Source organism: Mesorhizobium shonense (assembly GCF_040545255.1).
In the GTDB taxonomy this organism is placed as follows: domain Bacteria; phylum Pseudomonadota; class Alphaproteobacteria; order Rhizobiales; family Rhizobiaceae; genus Mesorhizobium; species Mesorhizobium shonense.
The window spans coordinates 285,523-302,947 of the sequence record NZ_JBEPLM010000001.1 but is presented as its reverse complement, the minus strand read 5'-3'; the positions used below and the strand labels follow the sequence as shown (position 1 = coordinate 302,947).

Below are 17,425 nucleotides of genomic sequence, written 5' to 3'. Positions count from 1 at the left end.
GAACACATGCTTCGGGCGAGCCGGCAATTTCCATTGAAAGCTGAACCGCTCCAACAGCCTTCCGCCCGGATAGAAGAGGCTCGCTGAGACAAGCCCTCAACCAAGCTCAGCGAGCCCGCGCCCCGACACAGTACTCACAGGGACGACTGCCAGCCTTGCGGGCTGGCGTTTTTTCGTTGTCTTCGCGCCGCTCGACGCGCGCTTTACGCGTGAAACGGTGGAGGTTGCGCCAAAAGCTTTCGGCATCGAGGCCGCGGCAAGCCCGAAGAAGGGCGCGGCCGTCCTGACGATGGTGTCGATGTCGGAATTCTCCGCCATGAAGCCCAGTCGCTCGCGCGCCAGGCTGGGATCGGCGAAAAGCCCGGCCGGGTCGCCGGGCCGGCGCGGCTTGTAAGCAACCGGCACCGGGCGCGACGTGATGCGCCCGACCGCCTCGAGGATTTCCTGGATCGAGATGCCTTGGCCGGTGCCGAGATTGACGGACAGGCTGTCGCCGCCGACCTCGAGATGCATCAATGCCTTGAGATGCGCGCGGGCGAGATCGCTGACATGGATGTAGTCGCGCACGCAGGTGCCGTCCGCCGTCTCGTAGTCGGTGCCGAAGATCTCTATCGCCTCGATCATGCCCGACGCCGCCATCAGCACACGGGGAATGAGATGGGTTTCGGGCGTATGCCACTCGCCGAGCTCACCCTCGGGGTCGGCGCCGCAGGCGTTGAAGTAGCGGAGGATCGCGTATTTCATCCCATAGGCTGCGGCGTAGTCCCTGATGATTTCTTCGCCCATCAGCTTGCTGCGGCCATAGGGGCTGATCGGCTTCTGCGGCGAAGTCTCGCTGACCGGCAGCGCCTCCGGCACGCCGTAGGTTGCGCAGCTCGAGGAAAAGATCACCTTGTCGATGCCGTTTGTCCGCGCCGCGTCCAGCACCGCGATCGTGCCGCCGACATTGGTCGCGTAATACTCCGCCGGCTCGCTGACCGACTCGCCGACATAGGCAAGGGCAGCGAAGTGGATGACCGCCAGCGGCTTGTAAGTGCCGATCGCCCGCTGCAGCGCTTCGCGGTCGCGGATGTCGCCGACGACCAGCGGCCCCCAAGCGACGGCCTTCCGGTTGCCGCGGCCTAAATTGTCGTAGACCACGGGCAAGTAGCCCGCCGCCGACAGCAGCTTGCAAGTATGGCTGCCGATGAAGCCGGCGCCACCCGTCACCAGAACCGGGCGGCGGGTCGTCATGCCGTTGCCTCCCTGACAGAGGACGCCTGGACGGCTTGCGGGACGACGAACCTTCGGCAGCCCAGCAAAGCGTCGAAATAGGCCGTGGTATGGGCGAGCCCTTCGCTCAGCGCGACCTTCGGTTCCCAGCCGAGGTGTTGCCGGGCAAAGGAGATATCGGGCTTGCGCTGCCTGGGGTCGTCGACCGGCAGTGGCCTGTGCACGATGTGCGAGCGTGAATTCGTATAGTCGATGACCAACTCGGCCAATTCCATGATGGTGAACTCGACGGGATTGCCGAGATTGACCGGGTGCTGCGGCGCCGCCGCGGCGTTCATCAGCCGCACGAAGCCTTCGATCAGGTCGTTGACGAAGCAGAAGGAGCGCGTCTGCGTGCCGCTGCCATAGACGGTGATATCGTCGCCGCGCAGCGCCTGGACGATGAAGTTCGATACCACGCGGCCGTCGTCGGGCTGCATGCGCGGGCCATAGGTATTGAAGATGCGCGCGACGCGGACATCGATGCCGTATGTCCGCGAGTAATCGAAGAACAGTGTCTCGGCCGAGCGCTTGCCCTCGTCGTAGCACGAGCGCGGGCCGTGCGTGTTGACGTTGCCGAAGTACCCTTCCGGCTGCGGATGCACCAGCGGATCGCCATAGACTTCCGAGGTCGAGGCTTGGAAGATCTTGGCGTTATGGCGCCTGGCGAGCTCCAGAAGACTGATGGAGCCCAGCACGCTCGTCTTGAAGGTGTGGATCGGATCGGCTTGGTAGTGAGGCGGAGAGGCGGGGCAGGCGAGGTTGTAGATCTCGTTGACAGTGAAGTCCGCCGGCAGGTCGTCGATGATGTCATGCTTGACGCAGGTGAAGGAGGCGTCGCGCGCTATGCCTGCAAGATTGTATCTTTTGCCGGTGTGGAAATTGTCCAGCGCGATGACTTCATAGCCGTCGGCGAGCAGCCTTTCGCACAAATGCGAGCCCAGGAAACCCGCTCCGCCAGCGACCAGAGCGCGACCACGATCGATACCCCTGCGACCTGGCCCGCCGTCCAGCTTCAAGACCTTGGCAACCCTACTCATGGCTCCCTCACGCACACACACTATCGCTCCGGCCAGGACAACAGCGTTGCCCGACCAGGTGAAATCATGGCGGCGTTCCGCATGCGCGGAACCGCCATTGACCGAAGTGTTTGTCTGAGTTCGCGGAGCTCTTGCCGTGCGGCTATTTGCTGCCGCTCAGCGTCCCTTCGCCCCTAAGTCGCGATCCACGAATATGGTTGCCACCACCGCGGACTGCTCGCCCAAATTGCACACCCAACGCATATAAAAATATACCTGTGGACAGCATAGTCAACTAAATTAGCGTTTCGTTAACCTTGCCTGTTAGCGATTGGTTAATCATAACGCCCGGGGACCGGATCTGCCGTCGGTCCAAAAGTACTGTGATCGTGTTGGCAGGGGCCGGGTAATGAAACGACGCGCCGAACCGGCCTGCCAGCGTCAGCGGCGAGGACTCTTGCGGGTGCCGCCGGCATCTCCAAGCATAGCGTGAAAAGGAGATTGGGGGCAGGCGCGCCCCGCGCGTTCGGTTTTATTCGGATGACTGGATCGAATGTCAGATGTTCTGCACCGAAAGCGGTCCAGGACCTCTGAGGAAGCAATGGGACTGCTGTCCGAAGCCGCTTGGGCTGCAGATATGCGCGGCGTTTCCGAAATAGGGATTGACGCTCACGCTGGTAATCGGGGCAGGAACTGTTCTTGTCTGCGCAACTCGATTTGGTTTCAAGTTGACTAAGGCGGCGCTGCCGCTCTGCGACGCGCTGAATGCGGTCGGTTGTCCGAAATTGAAATATTGGCAGCCGGAAACCGCTAGAACCGTGCTGAAAATCAAGGAACTATAAAAAATTTTGCTTGAAACGAAAAAAAATTTGCCAGTTGAATGCGCGGTTTGTTTCTTGTGAGCCATGAGTATCAAAAATCCTCTTAGGCGTATGGGGCCCCTTGTATCCGAATCGCTGGCTAGCAGCCCACCCTGTGCACATTATGGCAAACTTGGTTAATTTAGCGATAGCTGTTTAACGCGTGCCTGGATTTTGATTGCTCGGCGGAAGTGCCGAAGGGGCGCGGGTGGGCCATCACATCTGCCGGTTGTCAGGAGGAATGGCTGAAGATCGTCGCGCTCACGACAAACGCACGGCCTGCGAAGCTGCAGGCCATGCCTTTGGTTCAGGCATACGCCGTGGCGGAGTTCACTCTCCGCCCATCTCCTTCTTGAACTGGGCGAGATCGACCTGCATGCCGTTGAAGATGGTGCTCCAGTGGCGGGTCAAGGCGGCCATGGCGACGGCCTCCTGGATCTCCTCGTCGGTGGCGCCGGCGCGTTTGGCGTTCTCGGTGTCCGACCAGATGCAGTAGCTGCAGGGGATTTGCGCTGCGACAGCGAGCGAGATCAGCGACTTCACCTTAGGCGACAGCGCCGTCTTGTCGCTGAGCTCGATGGCCTTGACCTCGGCCCACGCGCCGGGCAGACCGGCTTTCGGGAACTGTTTCAGGAAGCCGGGCACGCCGCCGATGGTCGATTGGATGTCCTTGATGGCGGCGTCGTAGTCGTCGGCGCTGGCCGGCGCCGCGGTTAAGGTCGCGGTGAGCACGATGGCGGCGAGCAGCGATGCGGAACGCAGGCAGGAATTCACATTTGCGACGATGCGAATGACTGACACGATGTTCTCCTCTGGTTTTTGCTAGCCTTACGGTGTAAGGTGAAGTGGAAAATGAACCTTACAGTGTAAGTTGTCAAGCGGCGCCATGGACTCACCAAGCAAAAAAATAGGAACCCGCGGAAAACTGTCCCGCGAGATGATTGAGGACGCCGCCTTCGAGGTGATCGAAAGGGAAGGGCTATCCGGCTTTTCGATGCGCAAGCTCGCCGCCAGGCTCGGCTGCGAGGCGATGAGCATCTACCATCACTTCCCCTCGCAGGCGCATCTCTACGAGGCGCTGGTCGATCGCCAGATGAGCGGGCTCGTGATCCCCGACAACAGCCTGCCCTGGCGCGAGCGAGCCCGTATCGGTATGCAGGAGTTCCGGCGTGTGGCGACCGAGCATCCGGCATTCGCGCCGTTCATCGTGGTCTACCGCATGAACTCGCCGCCCTGCCTTGCCAAGCTGAATGCAATCATCGGCCTGTTCGAGGATGGCGGTTTCGGACCAGAGCTCAGCGCCCGCCTGTTCCGCGCAGCCGGCTACTATCTGATGGGCGCGATCCTCGATGAGACCGCCGGCTATGCCAAGGGGCCTTCGGCGGTCACCACCGTCAGCGACGAGGATCTGGCGCGCGACTATCCCAGCGTCGTGGCCGCCGGCGCCTATTTTGGCGCAGCCGGCTTCGACAAGACTTTTGAGCTTGGCCTGGAGATGTTTCTGGACGAGATGGAGCGGGTCCGCGAAGCTGCCGGAAGCGAAACCGCGCAAGGTAGCGGCGATCGCGGTCGGACGAAGAAATAACCAGGACTTTCGATGCGCTTCCTCTCGGTACTTATTCTCATCGCCGGCGCCGCGATCGGCGTCTTCTATCCTTGGGCGATGAGCAATTTCTCCGGCCACGCGATCGGCACTTATCGCGTCTATGAAGGCGGCCGCTTCCGGCCGGTGACGGTGCGGCTCGTGGCAAGCGACGCGCCGGTCCGGGTGCTGGTCGACCTCACCGCGCGGGCCGAACGCGTCGCCTCGCAGCAGCGCACGGTGTTGACGCTGACCGCGGCAAGCGGCGGCCGCACGGCGCTCGCTTCGACGCTGTCCTTCAGCCACACCGACAATCCGCGCCAGGTGAGCCCGCAACTGCCCGATAAGATCTTTCGCGACGAGGCTGGTGTGATCGAAACCGTCGCGCCGGGACCTTACGTCTTCACCATCGGTCCGGGCGATGCCGACGGCATCGACATGCGCGCCGTCGATCTGATCTTGCGCGCAGGAACCGGTTCGATCGATGAACGGGCGCAGCCGGCCGGCTATGCGCTGATGGGCATCGGCCTGGTCGGGCTGGTGCTCTGGCTGGTCTTCGGGCGTGGTGGCAAGCCGCCGCAGAATCCCAACGCGCAGCCGCCACCGCCGCGCTGGGGCCGCGGCGGTTCGCAGAGGTGAGGGCGGCATGAATTATCGCCACGCCTATCACGCCGGCAATTTCGCCGACGTCGTCAAGCACGCCGTGCTCTGCCGCCTGGTCGAATATCTCAAGCAGAAGGACAAGGCCTTCCGCGTCATCGATACCCACGCCGGCATCGGCCGCTACGACCTTGCCTCGGTGGAGGCCGGTAAGACCGGAGAATGGCAGGGCGGCGTCGGCCGGCTGTTCGAGGCCACGCTCGAGCCTCGGGCGGCAGCGCTCCTTCAGCCCTATCTGCAAGCGGTGCGCGCCGAAAATCCCGACGGCGGCCTTCGTCGCTATCCCGGCTCGCCGCTGATCGTGCGCCACCTCCTGCGCAAGCAGGACCGACTGACGGCGATCGAATTGCATCCCGAGGACGCGGCTCGGCTAAAAGCCGTTTTCGCAGGCGATTTCCAGACGCGAGTGATCGAGCTCGACGGCTGGCTGGCGCTTGGTGCCCATCTGCCGCCGAAGGAGAAGCGTGGCCTGGTCCTCGTCGACCCGCCCTTCGAGGAAGAGGGCGAGTTCCCGCGTCTCGTCGAGAATCTGCGCCGCGCGCACCGGCGCTGGCCGGGCGGCATCTATGCGCTCTGGTATCCGGTCAAGGATCGCAAGGCGGTCGCCGCTTTCCGCGCGGCGCTGAAGGAGACGGGCATTCCAAAGCTGCTCGACATCGGCTTCGAGATCCGACCGGCCTCGAACGAGCCCAGCCTCGACGGCAGCGGCCTGGTCGTCGTCAATCCGCCCTTCACGCTGGAAGGCGAATTGCGGATAATGCTCCCGGCTCTGCACCGGCTGCTTGCGGCGGAGCAGCCGTCGCGTTGGACGGTCGATTGGCTGGCTGGCGAGTAGCGCCGGCGTTCTCTTACGCCAGCGCCGACGGCGTCACACCGGTCAGCCGCCGGCTCTCGCGGATCAGATGCGCCTGGTCGGCATAGCCGGCCTCGATCGCGAGCACCGCGATCGAGGCGTCGCCAGCCTTCTCGCGCAAGCGCCGGTAGCGGTGAAAGCGCAGGATGCGGTCGAGCGTCTTCGGGCCATAGCCGAAGGCGTCCTCAAAACGCCGGCGCAGCGTCCGTTCGCTCAAATGCAGATGGCGCTGCAGGAAGGGAACCAGCGGCGTTTCCGGCGGCAGACCCTCGTCGATGACGTCGTAGGCTCTGCCCATCAGCGGATCGAGCGCGTCATGCCCTTCCGTACGCATGCCGACTGTCTCTTCCAATTGCCGCATCATGCCGGCGAGATTTGGCGCGGCCTTGATACGATCCGACAACTCCCGGGCGCGCGTGCCCCAGAGCTCGCCGAGGTCGAGCCGCCCGCCGACGATCTCGCCGGCCGGCACCCCGAGCCAGCCGGCGGCGGCTCCCGGCCGGAAGCGGAAGCCGACGATCACCGACCCGGCCGGCGGCCTCTCGATCTGCGGCTCCTTATCCGGCCCGGCGATGCGGAACCGGCCGTCGATCCATTGCAGGTCGATGGTCGCGTCCGGCGTGATGACGATCGGCGGGACGTCCTCATCCTGCATGCGATGGACCCAGACGGCGGAAAAGGCGCTGGCCAGGCCCGCGGCTGCTGGCCTCTGCTGAAAGAAGCCGGTGGACTGGGCCAGTACCGCTTCCATGCTTTCTCCGATCTGCTCCGGCGGCGGATCGACGCGTCGGCCATTTTGGCCGAAATCTTCAATGCCGGCCGCCTCATCCGTGGCAAAACGAATGCAACTTCAGGGCGCTTCAGGCGCTTCCATCAGACCGCATTCGTCCCCCGGATGTGGTCACGAATATAGAAAGGAGTGAGAGAAATGAAAGCTCGCATCACCGTCCTCACGCTTGGCGTCGACGATCTCGAAGCATCGCTTGAATTCTACCGCGACGGTCTCGGCCTGCCGACCGAAGGCATCATCGGCCGCGAGTTCGAGCACGGCGCCGTCGCCTTTTTCGAGCTTGCCGGCGGCTTGAAGTTCGCCATCTTCGAGCGCTCGAGCATCGCCCACGACGCCACGGTGCCGCAAAGCGGCCGCAGCCCGACCGAACTCACCATCGGCCACAATGTGGCGAGCGAAGCCGAGGTCGACGCCGTGATGGCCGAGGCCGTCAAGGCCGGCGCGCGCGTGGTCAAGCCGGCGCAGAAAACCTTCTGGGGCGGCTATGCCAGCTATTTCCAGGACCCGGACGATCATCTTTGGGAAGTCGTCTACAACCCCGCTTTCATCCCCAAGGACTGAGAGACCGTTTGGAAATTCTACTCCGGTGGCCATCTGCTGGCGTTTTCTGCGCTTCCGGTGCTCACGGACCTGAATGTCCGCTGCGCTCCGGTTCTCGAAACCACCACCATATGGCTCACCAGAGCGAATTTCGAAACGGTCTCTGAGCCGCGGAAAAGCCCGCAGGAGGCCGACATGCCCATCGATACCATCCAGGCGATAGGCGCGCTGCTCATCGGCGGCGTGTTCGTCTTCGCCGGCATCGAGCACTTCCTGAAGTTCAAAGCGATGCGCGACTATATGGCGAGCCGGAAATTCCCGGCTCCCACCCTCATGCTGGCCGCCGGCTCGGCGCTCGAGATCGTCGCCGGCCTGATGCTGGCGCGGGGCATCGCAGTGCCGTTTGCCGCCGGCGCGCTTGTTCTGTTCACGCTGGCGGCGAATTTCATGCTGCTGCGCTTCTGGGCCTCCGAGGAGCCGGAGCGGCAGGTGCTGCGCAACGCCTTCCTGATCAACCTGGCCGTCATCGGCGGATTGCTGCTGGCCGGCGCGGGTTAGCGGGCGCGCGCCTGCCAGCGATGCATTCCGGAAACCATTGTCTTCGCAATCGCTTGACCGCCGCCGAGCGAATCCGCACAGTGCGCGCACCCGACCTCGAGAGGCTGTCATGACTCGCTTCGCTCACTCCGCCCTTGCCGCGCTGATTTCGCTTTTGACGCCGCTAGGCACGTCGCTTGGCTTCACTCAGGCTGCGCACGCCGCCGACCTTGCCGTCTACACAGAGGATGACGGTGGCGTCTGCGGAGAGGCCTGGGTGCTGAACAAGATCACCAGCCGCTTCTCTTATCAGGTGCGTCACGTGCCGCATCTGCCTGATGTTGCGATCACCGACTTCCATCGCATTCACCAGCATCGCTATTTGCCGGCGAGCGACGAATGGCCGATCGGCCGCCGCTATTGCGGCGCCACCGTCAGCCTGTCTGATGGCCGCGACCGCACCATCTGGTACCTGATCGAGGAAGGCCAGGGCTTTGCCTCGATCGGCGACAATGTGGAGTTCTGCGTCTCGGGCTTTGACCGCTGGATGGTCTATAACGGCCGTTGCCGCGTTCTGCGGTAATATTTTGCTGGCCGGCAGACAGTTGAAGTAGGCGCTCTACGGCGCCCCCCTCTGGCCTGCCGGCATCTCCCCCACGAGGGGGAGATTAGCAGCTTCGCCGGCCCCGCCTTCCTTCAGACGTTCGAGATTGGCGAAAGCCCGCGTGACATCTGATCTCCCCCCTTGTGGGGAAGATGCCCGGCAGGGCAGAGGGGGGCGCTGTCCCGCCGACCTATCCTTCGTTCTTGCTCTCAAACGTCTCCGCCAGCGGCCCGCGCAAGCAGCAGGGCGCGCTCCCTCTCATTGCCTGTCAGTTCGGCGGCGCGGTGGAATTCGGCCAGGGCTTCCTCTGTTCGTCCGAGCTTTTCCAAGAGATGGCCGCGGACCGTGGGCAACAGATGCGAGTCCCTGAGCCGCGGCTCGTCTTGCAGCGCGTCGGCGACGGCGAGGCCCTGGGCCGGACCGAACGCCATGCCGACCGCCACCGCGCGGTTGACTTCGACGATGGGCGAGGGCGCCGCCAGCGCAAGGGCCTGGTAATAGGCGGCGATCGCGATCCAGTCGGTGTCGGCCATGCTAACCGCGCGGCCATGGCAGGCGGCGATCATCGCCTGCAGCAGATAAGGGCCAGGTGTCGGCGTGAGCGCCATCGCGCGATTGAGGCCGTCGAGACCGCGCCGGATCAGCGACCAGTCCCAGCGGCTGCGGTCCTGGTCGAGCAAAAGGATCGGATTGCCCGCTCTGTCGGTGCGGGCGGCAAAGCGCGAGGCGTTGAACTCCATCAAGGCGACCAGCCCGAGCGCCTCCGGCTCTTCCGGCATCAGCGCCGCCAGCGAGCGGCCGAGGCGTAACGCCTCGCTGCAGAGATCGGCGCGCAGCCAGTCCAAGCCCGCCGAGGCCACATAGCCTTCGTTGAAGACCAGGTAGACCACCTCCAACACGGCGGCGAGACGCTCGCGCCGCTCTTCTCCGCGCGGTGTCTCGAACGCAATGCCGGCATCGCGCAGCGCCCGCTTGGCGCGCACGATGCGCTGGGCGACGGTGGCTTCGGGCACTAGGAAGGCGCGGGCGATCTCCGGCGTCGACAGCCCGCCCAACATTCGCAGGGCAAGCGCCGCTCGCTGCTCGGCCGGCAGCAGCGGATGGCAGGCGGTGAAGATCAGCCGCAACAGGTCGTCGTCGATGTCCTCGTCGAGCGCCGCCTCGATGTCGGGCATCTCGCGCTCCAGCTCGGAGAGGTCGATCGCGAGCTCGCGGTGCTTGCCGTCGAGCATCACCGTGCGGCGCAGCCGGTCGAGCGCCCGGTTGGTGGCGACCCGCGTCAGCCAGGCGGCCGGGTTGCGCGGGATGCCGTCCCGCGGCCAGCGCTCCAGCGCCTGCAGGAAGGCATCCTGCACCACCTCCTCGGCCAGCCCGACATCGCGCAGATAGCGAGTGAGCCTGGCGGCGAGCTTCGGCTGCTCGATCCGCCAGACTGCTTCGACGGTTGCGCTTGTGGTCAAGCCTTCAGCCCACTGAAGCCTTCCGCCGCTTTCTGGACGTCTTCGGGGAAATCGCTCATTTCCTGGACGCGGCGGATCTCGATGACGTCATTTTCCCCGGCGGGGCAGCGGCGCGCCCATTCGACGGCCTCCTCGCGCGAGCGCACGTCGATCATCCAGTAGCCGCCGAGCACTTCCTTGACCTCCGCGAAGGGACCGTCGGTGACGGCCGGCTTGCCGCCCTTGAAGCTGACCCGCGCGCCCGCGGACGGCGGATGTAGCCCGTCGAGCGCGAGCAGCACGCCGGCTCGCTTCAGCGCCTCATTGTATTTCATCATCTCCTCCACCGCCTTGGCGCTGGGCATTACGTCAGGAGCCGCGGTTGCGTAGCCGCCGGGGATCATCAGCATCATGAAGCGCATGGGTATCTTCCTTTCGGTTGGGTTGCTTCGATCCTACGACGAACGAGGCCGGGCGGAATCGACGGTGGCGCGAAAAAATTAGGGAAGATCCGCCCCTGATGCGAAGGGCACCTGGGTCGAACCCCGGCACCTCAGGCTCCGACGCGGCTGCAGCGAGCCCCGTAATTGACAAATAGGAAAGCCTTTCCTAAAAGAGACAGACCTGTCTCATCACGGTGATGACATGACATCCTCTTCATCGTCCGGCAAGCGCCAGCATGTCGTCGACACCGCCTATTCGCTATTCAAGCGTGACGGTTTCCACGCCACCGGCGTCGACCGCATCATCGCCGAGGCCGACATCGCCAAGATGACGATGTACCGCCATTTCCCGGCGAAGGACGAGCTGATCGTCGCGGTGCTGGAGCATCGCGCGGCGCGTTTCGAACGCCGGCTCGACCGGCTGGCGGCGACGGCGGACACGGCGGCGGCGAAGATCGCGACGATCCTGGACTGGCACGAACGCTGGTTTCGCGATGCGGATTTCCACGGCTGCCTGTTCGCGCACGCACTCGCCGAGTTCGGCGATCCCGACCATCCGGTGTTCAAGGCCGCCGTCCGCCAGAAGAACGGCTTGCGGGCGCGCATGCGCTTTATCTTGGAAAAGGAGCTGCCACCGGAGCAGGCCGAGGAAGCCGCGGCGGCGTTGCTGATGCTGATCGAGGGCGCGACGCTGATGGCCCAGATGGGAGAGGCGGCCACCGCCATCGCCAACGCCCGCAGGGCGGCTACTGCCATCCTCGCCGGCGCGCGGGTGCCGCAATGAACGCGACCGTCGTCGGGCTCGCGCTGTTCGCGGCCATCCTGCATGCCAGCTGGAACGCCTTTCTGCGCACCGGAGCCGATCGGCTGTGGACGATTACCGTCATGAGCTTTTCGAGCGCTGCCGCGGCCGTTCCGTTGGCGCTTTTCCATTCGCTGCCGGCGGCGGCCGCCTGGCCCTATGTCGTGCTCTCGGCCGGCCTTCAGGTTGGCTACAGCGTATTCCTGGTCGCCGCCTACCGCTATGGCGAACTGGGGCAGGTCTATCCGATCGTGCGCGGCAGCGTACCGCTGCTGGTCACGCTTGGCGGCTTCCTGCTCGCCGGTCAGCAGCTGACCGCGCCGGAGCTCGTCGGCGTCGCGCTGGTCGCCTGCGGCATCATGGGCCTGTCGCTCGGGCGCGGCAGGGCCTCAGCGACGTCGATCCTCTACGCGCTCGCCACCGGCGCGATCATCGCGGCTTACGCGACCGTCGATGCCATCGGCGTGCGAGCCGCCGGTGACAGCATCGCCTATACCGCCTGGGTGCTGCTGATCTATAGCGTCTTGCTATCAGCGACCTTTCTTGCTCTGCGCGGCAGGCTCGCCATCGACCTTCGCGCACCCGCAACCTGGAAGGCATTGGGCGGCGGGCTGTTGGCGCTCCTGGCCTATGGCGCGGTGGTCGCTGCCTTCGCGCTGGGACCGGCGGGGCCGATCGCCGCGCTGCGCGAGACCAGCGTCGTCTTCGCTGCCTTCATCGGCCGGTTCTTCCTCGGCGAAGCGTTGACACCCCGACGTATCGGAGCCTGCGCCGTCGTCGCGCTCGGCGCGATCTGCCTCGGCTATCAGTCGTGACGGCGTCGGCTGCGGGATCGCGCCATCATCAAGCCCGCGCGCCCTGGCCGGAAAGATAGGCGCAGATCAGTTCGCCGAGTTGCTTGTGCAACTCCGGCGCATCGAGCATGTTGCGGCGCGCCGCATTGTGGATCACGCCCTCGACGGCGGAGGAGAGCACGCGCGCCACGGTCTCGGTGTCCTTCAGGCGCCGGCGATATTGCGCGACGGCCGCCGCATAATGCTCGAGGTAGCGGGCCTGGAACGAGGCATGCGCGGCGCGCGAGCCGCGATCTCCCGGCGCCTCGTCGAGCAGCACCTGATGCAGCGTCGGGTGAATGCTGTGCGCGGCGATCATGCCGCGCACCAGCTCGCGCGCGAATTGCCTGAGCGGCTTCTTCTCAGCCGCGGCTTCGCGGATGGCCGACAGCACATGGTCGAAGTGGCGGCGCCGGATCGCATCGACCAGAGCGAGCTTGTCGGGAAAGTACTGATAGAGCGAGCCGATGCTCACGCCCGCGGCCTCGGCCACCTTGTTGGTGCTGAAGCCCGCCCAGCCGATCTCGCTCAGAACGCGAGCACCTGCTTCAATGATCGCCTCTACGGTGGCGACTGAGCGCGCCTGGCGCGGCTCCTTGCGCATGCGTGGAGCTGGCTTTGCGATGCGAGTAGACATCCGGACCGGGTCTCCCGAGAATATAAGCAAGATACTCACATTTATCTCGACTGCAAACGGAGCCCAAAGATGAGTGCCGCGACACTGCTGCGCAGCCTGCTCGCCTACCAGACCTGGGCCAATGACGAGCTCTTGGAAAAACTCGCCGGTCTCGACCGGCGCCGCAATGGGGTGGAACACCGCGCCGCGTTGAGGCTGATGAACCACATCCATGTCGTGTCGCGGATATTTGCCGCGCACCTCACGGGCGTTGCGCACGGCTATGCGAGCGACAACACCGAGGAGACACCGGAGCCGGCTGAGCTGCGCGCCGCCATGGCGGAAAGCGACCGCTGGTATCTCGACTATGTCGAAACCGTTTCGGAGCAACGGCTTGCGGAGCCGGTCGCCTTCATTTTCACCGACGGCGACAAGGGTTGTATGACCAGGCAGGAGATGCTGACCCATGTCGTCCTGCACGGCAGCTATCACCGCGGTGAGATCAGCCGGATGCTTGCCGCTATCGCGGTCACGCCGCCTTGGGACACCTATGCCGTCCATCTGCATCAGGTGGAGCCTTCGCGTCGCCTGCACTGCGAGCCAGGGCCGCTCGGTGCTTGATGCTACGGTTGCAAGAATGCGAGCAATAAGCTCATTTTCGAGCGCCAAAATTTGTCGCGGCTCTGGCTCGGTTCTGTTGCAACCTGACCTGTAAATCTTTGTGCTGGACAAGATGAATCCGTCCTCGCACAGCTTCTTCTACATTATGAGCATTGCGCTCACATTCAGCTCTCTACCAGGCGCGAGCATGTCTGGATGATCGGGCGATAGAGAGCGTTGGGAATGCTCGCAGATGCAGTTTCACTTCGACTTACAAAGATTCGCTGTCGTTTTTTGCGTCATTACCCTTGTCAGCGCGCCTTGCGTAACCAAAATTCAATAACTGAAAATCATTGTGTTGCTTCGCTGGCTAGATAGCCGCGAGTCAGATATGCATGAGCACGCCGGGTCACTCACGACCATCGGCAAAACGCAAGGGGCATCGCATGGCAAAGACGACAACCAAGGCGCCGGCGGCGAAAGCGCCGGCAAAGAAGCCGGCAGCTAAGGCTGCCGCGAAACCTGCAGTGAAGAAGGCAGCAGCACCCAAGGCAGCCGCCAAGGCTCCGGCCAAGGCCGCGGCAAAGCCCGCCGCCAAGAAGCCGGCCGCCAAGGCCGCGGCGAAGCCCGCCGCCAAGGCAGCAGCCAAGGCTCCGGCCAAGAAGCCGGCCGCCAAGCCTGCCGCGAAGGCAGCGGCGAAGCCCGCCGCCAAGGCTCCGATGAAAGCCGCCGCCGCCAAGTCGACGGCAGCTGTGAAGAAGGCGCCGGCAAAGAAGGCGCCTGCCAAGAAGTAATCGCGTAGCTTCGCGCGCGAACCGACAGGTGAGGGCGGGTGCTATTGAGGTGCCCCTCTCGCCAGTTCGGCGTGATGGCGGGGCGAGGTTGGGGCGCACGCTCCTGAAGCTCCCGGAATTTTGCCATCCGGCAAACTTCCGGGAGCTTTTTTGTTGCGCGCCTGCGACGGCAACATGCATTGGCTATCGGGATTGGTGGTGCTGGCCGTTGCCCTGTTGCGCTCATTCGGTCAACAGTGCGCCCGGACAATCAGGAACCCTACCATGCCGAAGCTGCTCTACGCCTCCTCGTCACCCTACAGCTCGAAGGTCCGCATGGCGGCCGCCTATGCCGGCATCGCCGTCGACCTCGTGCCGGTCAAGACCGAGGACAAGCCGTCGGAGCTGATATCGGCCAATCCGCTGGGCAAGATCCCGGTGCTGGTGCTGGAGGACGGCCGCTCGATCCACGACAGCCGCGCCATCACCCAGCATCTCAACCGGCTGTCGAAGAACGCGCTCTTCCCGCGCAATCCGGACAAGAGGCTCGAGGCCGAAGTGCTGGAGGCGCTGGCCGACGGCATCTGCGACTGCGCGCTGTCGATGGTCTATGAAAGGCGCATGCGCCCTGACACCATGGTCTATCAGCCCTGGCTCGACCGTCAGTGGGCGAAGATCACCACCGCGCTCGACCTTCTCAACGTCAATCCGCCGAAACTGCCGAAGAAGATCACCGCCGGCCAGATGGCGTTGCGCGCCGCCCTCGGCTATCTCTCGCTGCGCTTCGGCGGGCAGTGGGAGAAGGGCCGCGGCCGGCTGACCCGCTGGGCCGCCCGCTTCGACGAGAAGTATCCGGAGTTGAAGGGATGCGTGCCGGGGTGAGGGCTGCCATTCTCCCCCCTTGAGGGGGAGATGGCCGGCAGGCCAGAGGGGGTCGTCTCACGTAAATCGCCAACATCATCTCGCATCCAAAGGCGTCGGCGCTCCACGCGAGGTGACCCCCTCTGTCGCCTTCGGCGACATCTCCCTCTCAAGGGGGGAGATCAGCATCTTGAACCTTCACCCCTTCCGTGCTTGCCTGTCCCCCGCAAATCGCGGAGGCGGTGAGCATGGCGAAGTCAGTCACCAAAACCAGCGCCGTCGACCCCATGGTCGAGCGCCTGCGCGCGGCGCTTGGCTCGCGCGCATTCACCGAACAAAAAATGTTCGGCGGCACCTGCTTCATGATCAACGGCAACATGCTGATCGGCACCTCGAAGCGAGGCTTGCTGGTGCGCGTCGGCAAGGAGGCGCATGGCGAGGCCGCCGCCCGTCCGCACGCGCGGCCGATGGAAATGGGCGGGCGCTCGATGGAAGGCTATGTCCATGTCGCGCCGGAGGGCACCGCGACGGATGCCGATCTCCGGGGCTGGCTCGACCGCGCGCTGGCCTTCGTCGAGACGCTGCCGCCGAAGGTCAAATCGACAAAGGCCGCAAAGAAACGCGCCTGAGTCGTAACGCGGCCTGCGCCGTCGCGAGCTATCTGCCGTATTCGGAATAGCATCAGGCTTGATAGGCTGGGGCTTTCGAACACGCAGCCGGGAGGAAGCGATGGTATTAGCGGGGCGGTGCATGTGCGGAGCAGTCGCCTGGACATGCTCCGGAGTGGTTACACGCAACTTGGTCTGTCACTGCGCGGATTGCCAACGCGCCACATCTGCTCCGTTCACGGCCTTCCTCGGGTTGCGATCAGAACATGTGAACTGGAGCGGCGAGATCGTTCATTACGAAAGCAGCCCGGGCACGTTTCGGGGGTTCTGCCCGTCCTGCGGCACGAGGCTCTATTTCCGCTCGGACAGATGGCCATCCGAAATCCATGTTCACGCCGCCACGCTGACCGATCCGGGCGAATACCAGCCGGACGCGCAGGTCTTCATGCCCTCGCGCGCGAAATGGCTCGATCGGCTGCCGTCGGTTCCTGCCCATGACGGTTTCCAGCAGGCCCCGGCAGATCTTCCAGTTGTCGAGCCGTTGAAGACTTAATACATGTCGCCCAGAAGTGTGCAGCGGTTCTGGGGCAACGACATGCATCAAAACAAAGACTTAAAGCGCGTCGCCTGAATCCGTTTCAATGAGACGCGCTTTAAGAAAGATACAAAAAAAGCCGGGCGCGAGGCCCGGCTTTTCCGTGTCGTGGCTTGGACGACTTAGAACTTCATACCGACGCCGAAGGTGACGCGGTTGTCCTTCGACTTGACGTTGCCGAGGGCACCAAAATCCTTGTCGCCGTAGTCGGTGTAGCGGTACTCGACGCGGCCGAACACGTTGTCGGTGATCTTGATGTCGGTGCCGACACCGGCCGTCCAGCCGAGCATCGCCTTGCTCTCGTCGGTGGAGGTGAAGCTATCCGTGATCTTCTGGTTCTTGGCGGCGAGACCGCCGGTGCCATAGAGCAGGATCTCGGGGGTGACGGAATAGCCGAGACGGGCGCGCAGCGAGCCTTCGAGGCCGCCCTTGGCCTCGATGCCGGCGCTGTCGCCCTTGACGCCATTGTAGCCGATATCGGCTTCAGCGCCGTAGACGAAGTTCTCCTGCTGCCATTGATAGCCGCCGAAGACGCCGCCGATGAAGCCCTTGGTCTTCACGTTGACGCCGGCGTCGCGGGCATCGGCATGGCCGCTGAAGCCGTAGCCGAGGCTGATACCGGCATAGGGGCCGGCCCAGGAGGCGACGGGAAGTTCGGCGACCGGGGCGGGTGCCGGCGGCTCTTCCGAAACCACGTCTGCGGCATAGGCTGTACCGCCGAGGGCGAAGAGCCCGAGCGCAACCGCCAGCGGCCGCGCAAACTTGAGATTAGCTTGCATTGTTGTTTACTCCTTAAGCCACAAGACACGAGGCTTTTTATGTTCATGAATGCCCCGGCCCGTCCGGGGGGATAAACGGGCCTGGCGTTCAACGGTTCCAAATGTCGTGCTGAAATGCGGCTGAAGCTAACCTGAACTTGGGTCATTCCCCGGCGCGAATAAGGCCGAAAGGTGACGTTGCATCTTCGCAACAGCGAATGTCAGCAGGTTAATCATGTTGCGCTGCACACCGCTTGGTTCAAGGGGTCCGGCGACATATATTGCGCTATGAGACGCCCTGATTTTGGGCCGGCAAGCGTGCGTACGGGCCGCTTCGCCACATTCCTGCCCCAGGTGGAAATGGCATTTAACGCTTGGCCCGTCATATTGTGCCGGCTTCC

At 64.0% G+C, this 17,425-nt stretch carries 22 protein-coding genes; 13 read left to right on the top strand and 9 right to left on the bottom strand.

Going from position 1 to position 17,425, the window contains the following annotated elements; all coding sequences use genetic code 11:
- Positions 1-96 precede the first annotated feature (96 nt).
- The 4 genes from galE to ABID26_RS01760 form a co-directional block, all read right to left on the bottom strand.
- Complete coding sequence (galE, locus tag ABID26_RS01775; RefSeq protein WP_354413485.1) at positions 97-1,233, bottom strand: UDP-glucose 4-epimerase GalE; 1,137 nt, start codon at positions 1,231-1,233, stop codon at positions 97-99.
- Entirely contained in the window at positions 1,230-2,291 is a 1,062-nt protein-coding gene (locus ABID26_RS01770; protein WP_126101108.1) for a UDP-glucuronic acid decarboxylase family protein, read from the bottom strand. The genes galE and ABID26_RS01770 overlap by 4 nt, the downstream gene beginning before the upstream one ends.
- A gap of 535 nt (positions 2,292-2,826) precedes the next feature.
- Positions 2,827-3,177: a hypothetical protein gene (locus ABID26_RS01765; protein WP_292371532.1), complete on the bottom strand. Its 351-nt coding sequence runs from the start codon at positions 3,175-3,177 to the stop codon at positions 2,827-2,829.
- 283 nt (positions 3,178-3,460) lie between these two features.
- Complete coding sequence (locus ABID26_RS01760; protein WP_292300197.1) at positions 3,461-3,931, bottom strand: carboxymuconolactone decarboxylase family protein; 471 nt, start codon at positions 3,929-3,931, stop codon at positions 3,461-3,463.
- A 136-nt stretch (positions 3,932-4,067) separates the two neighbouring features.
- On the opposite strand from ABID26_RS01760, the gene ABID26_RS01755 reads away from it, so the two are divergent.
- From ABID26_RS01755 to ABID26_RS01745, 3 genes are read left to right on the top strand one after another with little or no spacing between them, the layout of a single operon-like run.
- Positions 4,068-4,715, top strand: coding sequence for a TetR/AcrR family transcriptional regulator (locus ABID26_RS01755; protein WP_292300199.1), 648 nt, complete (start codon positions 4,068-4,070; stop codon positions 4,713-4,715).
- Between the two features lie 12 nt (positions 4,716-4,727).
- Positions 4,728-5,351 (top strand): hypothetical protein, encoded by a 624-nt coding sequence (locus tag ABID26_RS01750; RefSeq protein ID WP_292300200.1) that lies wholly within the window; start codon positions 4,728-4,730, stop codon positions 5,349-5,351.
- Between the two features lie 7 nt (positions 5,352-5,358).
- The gene (locus tag ABID26_RS01745; protein ID WP_292371530.1) at positions 5,359-6,207 is read left to right on the top strand and encodes a 23S rRNA (adenine(2030)-N(6))-methyltransferase RlmJ; all 849 of its coding nucleotides are present in this window, start codon (positions 5,359-5,361) and stop codon (positions 6,205-6,207) included.
- A gap of 13 nt (positions 6,208-6,220) precedes the next feature.
- Here ABID26_RS01745 and ABID26_RS01740 read toward each other — a convergent pair whose 3' ends face one another.
- Positions 6,221-6,976, bottom strand: coding sequence for a helix-turn-helix domain-containing protein (locus ABID26_RS01740; RefSeq protein WP_292300203.1), 756 nt, complete (start codon positions 6,974-6,976; stop codon positions 6,221-6,223).
- Between the two features lie 177 nt (positions 6,977-7,153).
- Between ABID26_RS01740 and ABID26_RS01735 the strand changes: the two genes are divergently transcribed.
- From ABID26_RS01735 to ABID26_RS01725, 3 genes are all read left to right on the top strand, one after another.
- Positions 7,154-7,576: a VOC family protein gene (locus ABID26_RS01735; RefSeq protein ID WP_354413478.1), complete on the top strand. Its 423-nt coding sequence runs from the start codon at positions 7,154-7,156 to the stop codon at positions 7,574-7,576.
- A gap of 174 nt (positions 7,577-7,750) precedes the next feature.
- The gene (locus ABID26_RS01730) at positions 7,751-8,113 is read left to right on the top strand and encodes a DoxX family protein (protein ID WP_292300207.1); all 363 of its coding nucleotides are present in this window, start codon (positions 7,751-7,753) and stop codon (positions 8,111-8,113) included.
- A gap of 109 nt (positions 8,114-8,222) precedes the next feature.
- Positions 8,223-8,675: a hypothetical protein gene (locus tag ABID26_RS01725; RefSeq protein WP_292340979.1), complete on the top strand. Its 453-nt coding sequence runs from the start codon at positions 8,223-8,225 to the stop codon at positions 8,673-8,675.
- A 230-nt stretch (positions 8,676-8,905) separates the two neighbouring features.
- Here the strand turns inward: ABID26_RS01725 and ABID26_RS01720 are convergent, their stop codons facing one another.
- Together ABID26_RS01720 and ABID26_RS01715 are read right to left on the bottom strand one after the other, a co-directional pair.
- Complete coding sequence (locus ABID26_RS01720) at positions 8,906-10,156, bottom strand: RNA polymerase sigma factor (protein WP_292300211.1); 1,251 nt, start codon at positions 10,154-10,156, stop codon at positions 8,906-8,908.
- Positions 10,153-10,557, bottom strand: a complete 405-nt coding sequence (locus ABID26_RS01715) for a YciI family protein (RefSeq protein WP_292300213.1) — start codon at positions 10,555-10,557, stop codon at positions 10,153-10,155. Before ABID26_RS01715 ends, ABID26_RS01720 begins: the two co-directional genes overlap by 4 nt.
- Before the next feature lie 223 nt (positions 10,558-10,780).
- Here ABID26_RS01715 and ABID26_RS01710 point away from each other — a divergent pair, with 223 nt between their 5' ends.
- Both ABID26_RS01710 and ABID26_RS01705 read left to right on the top strand, forming a co-directional pair.
- Positions 10,781-11,362 carry a TetR/AcrR family transcriptional regulator gene (locus tag ABID26_RS01710; protein WP_292300215.1) on the top strand — a complete coding sequence of 194 codons (582 nt, stop codon included), beginning with the start codon at positions 10,781-10,783 and terminating at the stop codon, positions 11,360-11,362.
- Complete coding sequence (locus ABID26_RS01705; protein ID WP_292300216.1) at positions 11,359-12,195, top strand: DMT family transporter; 837 nt, start codon at positions 11,359-11,361, stop codon at positions 12,193-12,195. Before ABID26_RS01710 ends, ABID26_RS01705 begins: the two co-directional genes overlap by 4 nt.
- A 28-nt stretch (positions 12,196-12,223) precedes the next feature.
- Here the strand turns inward: ABID26_RS01705 and ABID26_RS01700 are convergent, their stop codons facing one another.
- Positions 12,224-12,850 carry a TetR/AcrR family transcriptional regulator gene (locus tag ABID26_RS01700; RefSeq protein ID WP_354413474.1) on the bottom strand — a complete coding sequence of 209 codons (627 nt, stop codon included), beginning with the start codon at positions 12,848-12,850 and terminating at the stop codon, positions 12,224-12,226.
- A 69-nt stretch (positions 12,851-12,919) separates the two neighbouring features.
- Here ABID26_RS01700 and ABID26_RS01695 point away from each other — a divergent pair, with 69 nt between their 5' ends.
- From ABID26_RS01695 to ABID26_RS01675, 5 genes are all read left to right on the top strand, one after another.
- Positions 12,920-13,450: a DinB family protein gene (locus ABID26_RS01695; RefSeq protein WP_292340984.1), complete on the top strand. Its 531-nt coding sequence runs from the start codon at positions 12,920-12,922 to the stop codon at positions 13,448-13,450.
- Between the two features lie 425 nt (positions 13,451-13,875).
- Positions 13,876-14,223, top strand: a complete 348-nt coding sequence (locus ABID26_RS01690) for a hypothetical protein (protein WP_354413470.1) — start codon at positions 13,876-13,878, stop codon at positions 14,221-14,223.
- 264 nt (positions 14,224-14,487) lie between these two features.
- Complete coding sequence (locus ABID26_RS01685) at positions 14,488-15,084, top strand: glutathione S-transferase family protein (protein WP_292300222.1); 597 nt, start codon at positions 14,488-14,490, stop codon at positions 15,082-15,084.
- 227 nt (positions 15,085-15,311) lie between these two features.
- The gene (locus ABID26_RS01680; protein ID WP_292371523.1) at positions 15,312-15,692 is read left to right on the top strand and encodes a TfoX/Sxy family protein; all 381 of its coding nucleotides are present in this window, start codon (positions 15,312-15,314) and stop codon (positions 15,690-15,692) included.
- 100 nt (positions 15,693-15,792) lie between these two features.
- Positions 15,793-16,224 (top strand): GFA family protein, encoded by a 432-nt coding sequence (locus ABID26_RS01675; RefSeq protein ID WP_354414217.1) that lies wholly within the window; start codon positions 15,793-15,795, stop codon positions 16,222-16,224.
- Positions 16,225-16,388: 164 nt separating this feature from the next.
- On the opposite strand, the gene ABID26_RS01670 is transcribed toward ABID26_RS01675, so the two are convergent.
- A complete protein-coding gene (locus ABID26_RS01670; protein WP_126101090.1) occupies positions 16,389-17,045 on the bottom strand; it encodes an outer membrane protein in 657 nt (218 codons plus the stop codon).
- Positions 17,046-17,425 lie beyond the last annotated feature (380 nt).

Bases quoted from the DNA above. Each gene is read 5' to 3' on its own strand.
- galE (WP_354413485.1), bottom strand. From the start codon at position 1,233: ATGACGACCCGCCGCCCGGTTCTGGTGACGGGTGGCGCCGGCTTCATC.
- ABID26_RS01770 (WP_126101108.1), bottom strand. From the start codon at position 2,291: ATGAGTAGGGTTGCCAAGGTCTTGAAGCTGGACGGCGGGCCAGGTCGC.
- ABID26_RS01765 (WP_292371532.1), bottom strand. From the start codon at position 3,177: ATGGCTCACAAGAAACAAACCGCGCATTCAACTGGCAAATTTTTTTTC.
- ABID26_RS01755 (WP_292300199.1), top strand. From the start codon at position 4,068: ATGATTGAGGACGCCGCCTTCGAGGTGATCGAAAGGGAAGGGCTATCC.
- ABID26_RS01750 (WP_292300200.1), top strand. From the start codon at position 4,728: ATGCGCTTCCTCTCGGTACTTATTCTCATCGCCGGCGCCGCGATCGGC.
- ABID26_RS01745 (WP_292371530.1), top strand. From the start codon at position 5,359: ATGAATTATCGCCACGCCTATCACGCCGGCAATTTCGCCGACGTCGTC.
- ABID26_RS01740 (WP_292300203.1), bottom strand. From the start codon at position 6,976: ATGGAAGCGGTACTGGCCCAGTCCACCGGCTTCTTTCAGCAGAGGCCA.
- ABID26_RS01735 (WP_354413478.1), top strand. From the start codon at position 7,154: ATGAAAGCTCGCATCACCGTCCTCACGCTTGGCGTCGACGATCTCGAA.
- ABID26_RS01730 (WP_292300207.1), top strand. From the start codon at position 7,751: ATGCCCATCGATACCATCCAGGCGATAGGCGCGCTGCTCATCGGCGGC.
- ABID26_RS01725 (WP_292340979.1), top strand. From the start codon at position 8,223: ATGACTCGCTTCGCTCACTCCGCCCTTGCCGCGCTGATTTCGCTTTTG.
- ABID26_RS01715 (WP_292300213.1), bottom strand. From the start codon at position 10,557: ATGCGCTTCATGATGCTGATGATCCCCGGCGGCTACGCAACCGCGGCT.
- ABID26_RS01710 (WP_292300215.1), top strand. From the start codon at position 10,781: ATGACATCCTCTTCATCGTCCGGCAAGCGCCAGCATGTCGTCGACACC.
- ABID26_RS01705 (WP_292300216.1), top strand. From the start codon at position 11,359: ATGAACGCGACCGTCGTCGGGCTCGCGCTGTTCGCGGCCATCCTGCAT.
- ABID26_RS01700 (WP_354413474.1), bottom strand. From the start codon at position 12,850: ATGTCTACTCGCATCGCAAAGCCAGCTCCACGCATGCGCAAGGAGCCG.
- ABID26_RS01695 (WP_292340984.1), top strand. From the start codon at position 12,920: ATGAGTGCCGCGACACTGCTGCGCAGCCTGCTCGCCTACCAGACCTGG.
- ABID26_RS01690 (WP_354413470.1), top strand. From the start codon at position 13,876: ATGGCAAAGACGACAACCAAGGCGCCGGCGGCGAAAGCGCCGGCAAAG.
- ABID26_RS01685 (WP_292300222.1), top strand. From the start codon at position 14,488: ATGCCGAAGCTGCTCTACGCCTCCTCGTCACCCTACAGCTCGAAGGTC.
- ABID26_RS01680 (WP_292371523.1), top strand. From the start codon at position 15,312: ATGGCGAAGTCAGTCACCAAAACCAGCGCCGTCGACCCCATGGTCGAG.
- ABID26_RS01675 (WP_354414217.1), top strand. From the start codon at position 15,793: ATGGTATTAGCGGGGCGGTGCATGTGCGGAGCAGTCGCCTGGACATGC.
- ABID26_RS01670 (WP_126101090.1), bottom strand. From the start codon at position 17,045: ATGCAAGCTAATCTCAAGTTTGCGCGGCCGCTGGCGGTTGCGCTCGGG.